Origin of the sequence: Candidatus Hinthialibacter antarcticus, from assembly GCA_030765645.1 — a bacterium.
Lineage (GTDB): Bacteria > Hinthialibacterota > Hinthialibacteria > Hinthialibacterales > Hinthialibacteraceae > Hinthialibacter > Hinthialibacter antarcticus.
In genome coordinates this window covers 1-9,222 of record JAVCCE010000016.1, presented here as the reverse complement: position 1 = coordinate 9,222, position 9,222 = coordinate 1, and the positions used below count along the sequence as shown (strand labels likewise).

The 9,222-nt window shown below is 51.5% G+C and carries 6 protein-coding genes and 1 other RNA gene; 3 read left to right on the top strand and 4 right to left on the bottom strand.

Features of this window, described 5'->3' with window-relative positions:
• Positions 1-546 precede the first annotated feature (546 nt).
• The gene (locus P9L94_05720) at positions 547-2,760 is read left to right on the top strand and encodes a S8 family serine peptidase (protein MDP8243560.1); all 2,214 of its coding nucleotides are present in this window, start codon (positions 547-549) and stop codon (positions 2,758-2,760) included.
• A gap of 247 nt (positions 2,761-3,007) precedes the next feature.
• On the top strand, positions 3,008-3,694 hold the full coding sequence (locus P9L94_05715) for a class I SAM-dependent methyltransferase (protein ID MDP8243559.1): 687 nt from the start codon (positions 3,008-3,010) through the stop codon (positions 3,692-3,694).
• Here the strand turns inward: P9L94_05715 and P9L94_05710 are convergent, their stop codons facing one another.
• The 4 genes from P9L94_05710 to P9L94_05695 all read right to left on the bottom strand — a co-directional run bounded on the left by P9L94_05710 (position 3,695) and on the right by P9L94_05695 (position 8,218).
• A complete protein-coding gene (locus P9L94_05710; GenBank protein ID MDP8243558.1) occupies positions 3,695-4,252 on the bottom strand; it encodes an ACT domain-containing protein in 558 nt (185 codons plus the stop codon). It lies immediately after the preceding gene.
• Positions 4,253-4,910: 658 nt separating this feature from the next.
• Positions 4,911-5,269, bottom strand: a transfer-messenger RNA (tmRNA) gene (gene ssrA, locus P9L94_05705).
• Between the two features lie 99 nt (positions 5,270-5,368).
• Positions 5,369-6,913, bottom strand: coding sequence for an arylsulfatase (locus tag P9L94_05700; GenBank protein ID MDP8243557.1), 1,545 nt, complete (start codon positions 6,911-6,913; stop codon positions 5,369-5,371).
• 126 nt (positions 6,914-7,039) lie between these two features.
• The gene (locus P9L94_05695) at positions 7,040-8,218 is read right to left on the bottom strand and encodes a DUF4097 family beta strand repeat-containing protein (protein MDP8243556.1); all 1,179 of its coding nucleotides are present in this window, start codon (positions 8,216-8,218) and stop codon (positions 7,040-7,042) included.
• Between the two features lie 264 nt (positions 8,219-8,482).
• Here P9L94_05695 and P9L94_05690 point away from each other — a divergent pair, with 264 nt between their 5' ends.
• Positions 8,483-8,992, top strand: coding sequence for a BrxA/BrxB family bacilliredoxin (locus P9L94_05690; protein ID MDP8243555.1), 510 nt, complete (start codon positions 8,483-8,485; stop codon positions 8,990-8,992).
• Positions 8,993-9,222 lie beyond the last annotated feature (230 nt).

The following is a 9,222-nucleotide window of genomic DNA, read 5'->3' as shown; positions in this document are numbered from 1 at the left end:
CTCTGCTCGCTTCAGTGCGGGCTTTCAGGCCCTTATGCACAGGCGCTCCCGGAGTTGCACCCATGCCTGATTTGGTTTGTCAATTTTTGACATGCCGGAATAGATTTCCTAAGCCATCCATCAATTTAGATATTCATTTACCGGTTCAATTGAGATTTCGCTGCATGTGGCATGGGTACAACTCTGCTCGCTTCAGTGCGGGCGTTCAGGCCCTTATGCACAGGCGCTCCCAGAGCTGCACCCATGCCTATATTTGGTTTATCAATTTTTGATATGCAGGAATAGGTTTTCTTAACCTAAATCATGTCCATCCATCAATGTAGGTACTCACGTATCGGATGAACTGTAAATAATATGACGTCAATTACGCACCACGTATTTCTTATTAAGGTATACGTGGTGCGTAATGGTTTGTTGCTTTTATAAATAAAATGCTTTATCTTCCTTGGTGGATTTATCCCATTCGGGTAGAATTTTTGTCCTTCAATGCCCATTCATCCTGTGAATTTGTTCATGCTCAATTCAAAGAAGATAAAGGAGAATTACATGCGGTTGAATTATTTACTCATGCTAGGAGTCGTTGCGTTCGTTTTCGTCAATGCGCAAGCGGCGGAGTTTCAGAGCAACGGCAAGCAACATAAGTTAACAGTTGTTGAAGGCGCGTATTTTGTCGGTTTGCCTTCGACGGTTTCATTGGGGCCGAACGGCTCAGTGCAATATGCGCTGGAAGCCGTATCCGGCGTACAATCCGTCAACATGCTTGGAGAGCAATACGCAGTCGTCAATACAGACCCTCAATCCTCCAGAGCAAAAGCCTCGTTGGGATTGCCCGGCGTTCAAACCATGTTGAAAGCGACCTCCGGCGTGCGCTTTGCCTATCCGGTGTACCGTTATGCTTCGAATGGTTATTTGGTTTATCCCAAGCCGGAAGTGATTGTGAAGTTGCAAGCGGGCGTGAATGTATTTCAATTGGCGCAAAGTTATGGGTTGAGCGTTGTTCGTCCATTGCTTTATACCGACGATGAATTCATTTTGCGGTTGTCTTCGAATGACGACCCATTTGTTATTTCAGACGCGTTAAACGATGACGAAAACGTCATTTGGTCGAACCCTAATTTCATTCAGCAGCGCAAGTTGCGCTTTACGCCAAACGATCCGTTGTACGGCGACCAGTGGCATCTCAGCAATACAGGCCAGGGCGACGGCGTCCCGGGCGCGGATGTAAACGCAGAAGCCGCCTGGGACCTTCATACCCCGCGCGCGGACGTTGTGCTCGCGGTTGTGGATGACGCGATTGATATCAGCCATCCAGATTTGAATATCTATGTGAACCAGATCGAAGCCAATGGAACCCCCGGCGTGGATGACGACAACAACGGTCTTGTGGATGACATCAATGGCTGGGATTTTGGCAGCGGCGACAATGATCCGAGCCCTCCAACAGCGGATGATGCGCACGGCACTTCGGTTGCGGGCGTTGCTGCGGCGATTGGAAACAATGGCCTCGGCGTAGTCGGCGCGGCTTACGGCGTATCTGTATTGCCTGTGCGAATCGACTTGGGCGGCAATGACACATTTCCAGACGCAGAAGCCGAAGAAGCCAGTTTTGCCGACGCGATTCGTTACGCCGCGAAATACGGCGACGTGATGAACAACTCGTGGGGCGGGCCGGTGTTGAGCGATGCGGTTTCGAGTGCGCTCGATTTCGCGACCTCGGACGAATCAAAGCGCGGCGCCTTAAAAATACCGGTCTTGTTCGCCAGCGGCAACAGCGCGACTTCATTTTTGACATTTGAATCGGATGAAGTCGTTTCTGCAGGCCAACATACGATTCGGTTCGTTTATGAGAAAGACAGTTCTGGTTCGGGCGGTCAGGATAAGGTATGGATCGAACGGGCGTCTGTTTATGATGTTGACTCGGGCGAAGAACTGGAAGACGCTTACATCGACACGCCCTTTGACGAAGAATTTCCGTTTGATGTGACTGGCGACGGTGATGTTCCATTTGTCATTGTTGAATCAGACCTGACCGAAAGCGGTTATGTGTTCCAAAGCGGCGCCATTGGCGACAACCAGACGAGTGGGATGACCTGGGAAGTCAATCTGCCCAGCGAAGGCATCCTGACGTTTAATTTCCGCGCGAGTACAGAAGAATTTGCAGACGTGTTGTATGTTCTTTTAGACGGCGAAGAGCTATTTGGTTCAGCCTATGTCGCCGATACGCAAAACCCCGGCGGCGGTGGAGAAGACTTTTTTGATTTTCCATTTAGCGGCGAAGTCGCCGAAAACCTGTTCCCGATTGCGGGTGAAAACTTACATCCCAATGTGATTAACATCGGAGCCAGCAACAACTTTGACGTTCGTTCTACCTATAGCCAGTGGGGGCCGCAAATTCACTTTGTTGCGCCCAGCGACGGCGGCTCGCTCGGCATTATCACGACAGACGTGACCGGCAGCGGCATGGGCTATGATCCTGATTCAGACTACACGCTTGCTGAAGGCGCTGCATTCGGCGGGACGTCATCCGCTTGCCCGTTAGCGGCAGGCGTCATCGCAATGGTGATTTCAGCAAACCCGGATTTATCCAGCGATGAAATTGTCAGCGTCTTGCGCCAAACGTCCGTGAAAATCGGCAACCTCCCCTATGACGCCAATGGGTTCAATCAGCAATATGGATACGGACGCCTCGACATGGCGGCCGCTGTTCAACTCGCGCTTGATATGAAGCCTGTCTCCGTTGACGCTTGGGCGTTGTATTAGTTGATACAGGGACGCAGCGCACTGCGCCCGAATCCAGTCCAATACGAAGGGGCGGTCTTTTGAGGCCGCCCTTTTTTATTGTATGATGATTGATCGTCGGTGATCTGTAACGCATCGAGCGAAGTGAGGATTAAAGGCGCGAGTACATCTCTGTTCGCTTCAGTGCGGGCTCTCAGGCTCTTTTGCACAGGCGCTCACTGAGTTGCCCCCACGCCTATAAGACCGTATACATATATGAGTGGTAACCATGCAATTACTTAAGGCTCGAATTTGGCTTGGCTGCATTCTGGCAATTGCGCTGCTCGCGCTGCCGAATGCTGCGCTCTGCCGCGAATACATGGGGCGGAGCATTGCCCAGACCATGCACTATTCCGGCGCGGAATGGTTGATGCGCGAGTCGCGCCAGCGCGAAGAATCAACCGGAGACGTCATCGCGAACCTGGGCGTGAAACCGGGCATGACCGTCTGTGATTTTGGCAGCGGCAATGGATTTTATACATTGAAACTGGCGGAACGGGTTGGTGAATCCGGCAGCGTCTTTGCGGTCGATATTCAACAGGAGATGTTGGATTTACTACGAATGCGGGCAAATGCAGCCAGCGTAAAAAACGTCACGCCTGTACTCAGTACGCAAAACGACGCCAAACTTCCGAAGAGCCAATTCGATTTGATATTGATGGTTGATGTGTATCATGAGTTGTCGCATCCGCAGGAAATGCTGCAAGCGCTTCGGGCGAGTTTAAAGCCGAAGGGGCGCATTGCGTTATTGGAGTATCGAGAAGAAGACGCTGATGTACCTATCAAGCCGCTGCACAAAATGAGCAAACGGCAAATTCTTAAAGAATATACCGCCAACGGCTTTCAACTGGCGGGCGAGTATGACGGCCTCCCCTGGCAACACATGATGTTTTTTGAGCGAGTCGAAAGCGAATAATTATTCGCCTTCAAATTCGGCGTCGTCGTCTAACCAAAGCGAAACGTCGATGTCGACGTTTAATGCGTCGCTAATTTTCTCTAAATCATCTTGAAGATTCGACAACGATAATTCAGGCGGGGCCATCACTGTCGCTGACATCATAAACAAGGGCGAACCGCTCAGCGGCGCTTCTGACATGCCAGTGTCCATTGTTTCGACGCTAATTTTTAACTCGGCCAGTCGCTGAGTGATGGTATGGATGATGCCCTCATGGTCAGCGCCAAACACTTCAATTTGTAACGTGGACCACTCTTGAAATTTATTGGGATCGCCCGGTTCGGTTGTACATATCGTGACGATGTACCCGTTATCTTGCAGCGCTTGAATGCGCTGGATTAAGGTTTCGACCTGTTCTTCGGGCGCTGAGATGAGCATTAACATAGCGAACTCGCCGCCCAAGCGGGCCATGCGGCTGGATTCAACATTGCCGCCGAACGGTAGGATTTCTTTGGTGACTTCTTCGACGATGCCGATGCGGTCGTGTCCGGTTAAGGATAAAACAAGGCTCTTTCTCATGTGATGGCGTCCCCTGACAATTGAAATCAAATTATGATTGCTATTCTCCCACGCGGGCGCTGTCCGTCAACGGCAATGAGAGAATGGGAGGTTGTGATTTTTTCGTGTGAGGAATTATGGATGCAGTGGGTAGTGATGTGCGTCTGAAACTGTGGAGGCCGCGTCCGAAAACCAATCTTAATTTAGGTTCTTCCGTAAATTTGGATACTCTTTCACAAATTGAATTGAATTTTCTAGAAACTATCTCATAAATCTGCTTGTGGCATGGGTACAACTCTACTCACTTCAGTGCGGGCTTTCAGGCCCTTATGCACAGGCGCTCCCAGAGTTGCACCCATGCCTGAGTTGGTTTGCCAGTTTTTGATATGCCGGAATTAGGTTTTCGTTGTCAAAATCATGGACACTCATCAATGTAAATACTCACTTCTCGGATGGTGGGGCGGCAAGGGCAAGGCCGTAGGCCAGCCCTTGAAGCAAAGTTAATCATTTGTACTACAAATCAATTGTCTGAATCCGAGAACTGATCCCACTTTACGAATTAACCCAGCAAATCATCCTGATTGATCTCAAGGGCTGCCCTCATTTCATTCGGCCTTGCCCTTGCCACCCTGCCGCGTGGGAAATTATGAATGCAGTGGGCAGTGATGTACGTTTGAAACTGTGGAGGCGGCGGGAGTCGAACCCGCGTCCGAAAATCCTTACTTGGAGAGTCCTACATGCGTAGTCTATGCTTGAAATCACCGCGTTGAAACGCACAGACAGCTTGCAACGCGGTTAGCCCTCTTTAGATTCGCCGGTTGGTCGAAGACACTCCAACCCGCTATTCTCGCCTTTATGACGCCATAGCCCAGCCAACGAGACCAAACCGGGCGAAGCGACCGCTACTTAACTAATTAAGCAGCGAGTGGTAATGCTTGATCATTGGCAATTAAATAGGTCCGCCTTTTTAACGAGGCCTGCGGAACCTCGGCATGCACTCAACAAGCGCGTAATTCCCGTCGAAACCATTACGCCCCCGAATTCGTGTTTTCTCGATGCTTTCAAATTACAAAAGCGATCCTCTCTAGTATATCACTAACCACGCAATAAGAGATGGATAACGCAACTCTTCCCCGTTTATTTGCGCGTTCGTCCGTTTTTTCGCGTTTCTGCCAACAGGGACGACAGCTTTTGTACGATCTCAGGATGCTGCGCCGCAAGATTATTGGTCTCGCCGAGGTCTTCTTTTAAATTATAGAGTTGCGGCTCGGGATTGTTGCCCAATTCAATGCTTACGTTTTTGTTGAACGTCGCGCCTTTGCTAGGAGCGATGTACTTCCAATCGCCTTGAATGATCGACAGTGAACCTGCGTGTTCGATCAAATGTTCGCGGTCTATGTTTGTTTCGCCCAGTAGTGTTGGCAGCGCATTCAGGCTGTCAGGCGCGGCTTTTGTTGAAAGCGCTTGCCCGGTCAGCGATGCGAAGGAAGCGAACAGGTCGATCTGTGAAACCAGCGCGTCCGACTCGCCGGGTTGGATGCGTCCAGGCCAGTGCGCGATAAAGGGGGTGCGCGTTCCGGCGTCGAACGAACTGTATTTGCCGCCGCGCAGGTTGCCCGAAGGCGTATGGCCGTTCAGACGCGTGACCGCCTGGTCGTGATAGCCGTCGTCAACCACGGGGCCGTTGTCGCTGGCAAAAAGAACAAGCGTGTCGTTCGTTAAATCGAGGCGGTCGAGCGTCGCCATGATTTCACCGACGCACCAGTCGAGTTGCATGACGGCGTCGCCGCGCGGCCCCAGTCCGCTTTGCCCGACGAAACGACTGTGTGGAACGCGGGGCACGTGGATGTCGTGCGTCGAGAAGTACAAAAAAAACGGTTCGTCTTTGTGATTGGTGATGAACTTGTTGGCTTTTTTTGTGATGACGTCCGCCATATCTTCATCGACCCAACGCGCGCTTTGTCCGCCGCTCATGTATCCGATGCGGCTGATGCCATTGACGATGGTCATGTCATGGCCGTGGCTGGGGTGCATCTTTAACAGTTCGGGATGTTCTTTGCCCGTCGGTTCATCGCCAATGGGTTTGCCGAAACTGACTTCGATGGGGTCGCTGGGATCATAGTCAACCACGCGATGGTTTTCGACGTAGACGCAGGGGACGCGGTCTCCCGTCGCGGGGATGAGAAAACTATAGTCGAAGCCGATTTCGTTCGGCCCGGGTTTGATGTCGCTGTTCCAGTCGAGGGTTCCATCGCCGAGGCCGAGGTGCCATTTGCCGACCACGCCTGTTTTGTAGCCAGCGTTTTTCAGCATGGAGGGCAGGGTGTCGCGGCCCGGCTCGATTATCATTTTCGCGTTACCGGGCAGGATGCCGGTGCCTTTGCGGCGCCAGGCGTATTCGCCGGTCAGCAATGAATAACGCGACGGCGTACAAGTGGCGGAGGAGGAATGCGCGTTGGAAAAGCGAATTCCATTTGCCGCCAGGCGGTCTATATTTGGTGTTTTGAATTTGGTCGCGCCATAGCAACTCACGTCGCCGTAGCCTAAGTCGTCTGCATAGATCAATACGATATTCTTGGGCGCGCTTGAGGCGGCGAGGGATTGCCCCGGCGTGAGCGAAGCAGCGGCGGCGGCCCCTATCGTATTGAGAAATGTACGGCGTGTCAGGTGGTTTGACGACATGGCGGTTCTCCTCATCACTATTTATGGTGCTACTAATGAAACATTGTTTGGAAAAAATGTCTATTCTTACAAAAAAACCGCCCGCGAATTCACGGGCGGTTGTGCGTTATCGTTGAATGGATTGACTTAGTTGATATCGGCCGCTTCCAGGTCAGGCGAGCGTTCTGCGGGTGGAGTTGACCCCGCGTTTTCAATCGTCTGCGATGGGGCGGGCGTTTCGGGGACGGTTTCATTTGCCGCTACTTTGACGATATGGGCAAAGCCGCCGCGCACGAACAGTTCGACTTTGAATTCCCCTTTGTTGACCGAGCCCGCCGCCTTTGAGGTGTTCTTCTCGCTGGATATAGGCAGTGGGAAATCTGATGTGATGCCGCCTGATTCCGCCGTGACGTCGAGAAGGATATTAGAGTTCTCGGGGATGCGCACCGTCAGGTCGCCTGCTTCAACGCTGCATTGATACGATTGAGGAACCGGGACCTGCGGCTGCAAGGTGAGGTTGCCTTTGCGAAGTTTGATAGCGACCCCTGAGAAAATGTAGTTGGCAACCACGTCGCCGCCCATATTGTCGACTTCGAGCTGCCCTTTAATTTGGCGGATGGTGCAGTCGGCGTTTTCGCAATTCAAATAAACGTCATTGCTGACATCGCTTAAAACGACAGGCCCGTTTTTGTGGCGAATCGCGGCGTCGCCTGTGATTCGTTCGATGTCTACCCGGCCTTCGCGGCTGTCGAGATCAAGGTAGGGCTGAATGTCGGTTGCGGTGATGTTGCCGCCGTTTGAAATGATATTGGCGCCGCCCCGGATGTTCTCGACCCGTACATCGCCGGTTTTATGGTCTACGAGCAATGTTTTGTCTAAATTCGCCGCTTTAATGGCGCCGTCCTGGTTATAGACCTCAATCGCGATTCCTTTGGGGACGTTAATGGTGAAGTGGACGGTCTCTTCAAACTTGTCGAACGGATTAACGTCGCGAAGTTTTAGCGGAGGGCTGTATTCAATCACAAGACGGTCGCCCGAGCGTTCATACGCGATCATTTCCATTTCAGCCAGGGCTTGGGTGACGGTTTCAAGATCAGGGCCGGAAACCGACTTGTAGCCTTCCATCAAGACAAAGGGGCTGTCCCACCCTTGCAGGTTGACGCTGCCGTTGTCGTGATGAATTTCGATTACGTTAATGCTGGGCGAAACGGTGACTTGTTTGGTGAATTGCTCCTGGTCGCGGATGATCGGGCCAGGGCTTTGGCAGGAGGTCAACGCAAATGCCCATAGGCAAACCGCTAACCCGGTTGCGAGTTTTGTATTCATTTTTTCCTCAACTCCTGAAGACAATCCGTCATCAATTAAAATAGTATCAGCTAGTATAACATGAATTGTTTCATTTTACAAAACGGTATTTGGTTGAGCAGCCCATCGTGAAAGGCAGTGGGTTGGGCCATTTGCTTGACAAATAGCCCCGGAAAACTACGCTATGTTGAAAGCCGGAGCGTTTGCTTCGGCTTTCTTTCATCGCGGCTTTTCTCTCTTTGACTAAATTCATAATCGAATAATCAATAAAACAAGGAAAATATTATGCCTCCGATTTATGATCCCGAAGCAGTAAAACCGATGGAACAAGAACTGGTAAGCGTTGGTATTACCGCTCTGAGCACGCCCGAAGACGTCGATCAAGCGGTTGCCCAAGACGGCGCGGTTTTGATTGTCATCAATTCTGTGTGCGGATGCGCGGCGGGCGGCGCCCGTCCCGGCGTGACCCAAGCCTTACAACACGCGAAGATTCCGACCCATTTGTATACCGCCTTTGCTGGCGTAACCACCGAAGCGGTGGGCCGCGTCCGTGAACACATGGCGGAGATTCCGCCGTGCTCGCCCTGCATTGCGTTATTCAAAGAGGGCAAGCCGGTTCATGTATTAGAGCGCCGTCACATTGAACAAATGGACGCCAACGCCATTGCGACCAACCTTACTCAAGTTTTTGACCAGGTTTGCGACCGCGAAGGGCCGTCGATTTCGAAAGAAGAATACGACAAACTGCAATCTGTGAAGATGTGCGGTTCCGACGTTCCTCTTTATCAGATGTAAATCCCAACTACATGATTACGATAAAAAGGCCGGGGTAACCCGGTCTTTTTTTGTGGTTCTTCCGTAAATTGGATATTTTTTTTATGAATTGAATTGAGATTTTGCTGCATGTGGCATGGGTACAGCTCTGCTCGCTTCAGTGCGGGCTTTCAGGCCCTTATGCACAGGCGCTCCCAGAGTTGCACCCATGCCTGATTTGGTTTGTCAATTTTTGATGCGCCGGGATACGT

What these genes read in the sequence shown, in the direction of transcription:
- P9L94_05700 (MDP8243557.1), bottom strand. Translation starts at nt 6,913, where the DNA reads ATGTCGTCAAACCACCTGACACGCCGTACATTTCTCAATACGATAGGG.
- P9L94_05695 (MDP8243556.1), bottom strand. Translation starts at nt 8,218, where the DNA reads ATGAATACAAAACTCGCAACCGGGTTAGCGGTTTGCCTATGGGCATTT.
- P9L94_05715 (MDP8243559.1), top strand. Translation starts at nt 3,008, where the DNA reads ATGCAATTACTTAAGGCTCGAATTTGGCTTGGCTGCATTCTGGCAATT.
- P9L94_05690 (MDP8243555.1), top strand. Translation starts at nt 8,483, where the DNA reads ATGCCTCCGATTTATGATCCCGAAGCAGTAAAACCGATGGAACAAGAA.
- P9L94_05720 (MDP8243560.1), top strand. Translation starts at nt 547, where the DNA reads ATGCGGTTGAATTATTTACTCATGCTAGGAGTCGTTGCGTTCGTTTTC.
- P9L94_05710 (MDP8243558.1), bottom strand. Translation starts at nt 4,252, where the DNA reads ATGAGAAAGAGCCTTGTTTTATCCTTAACCGGACACGACCGCATCGGC.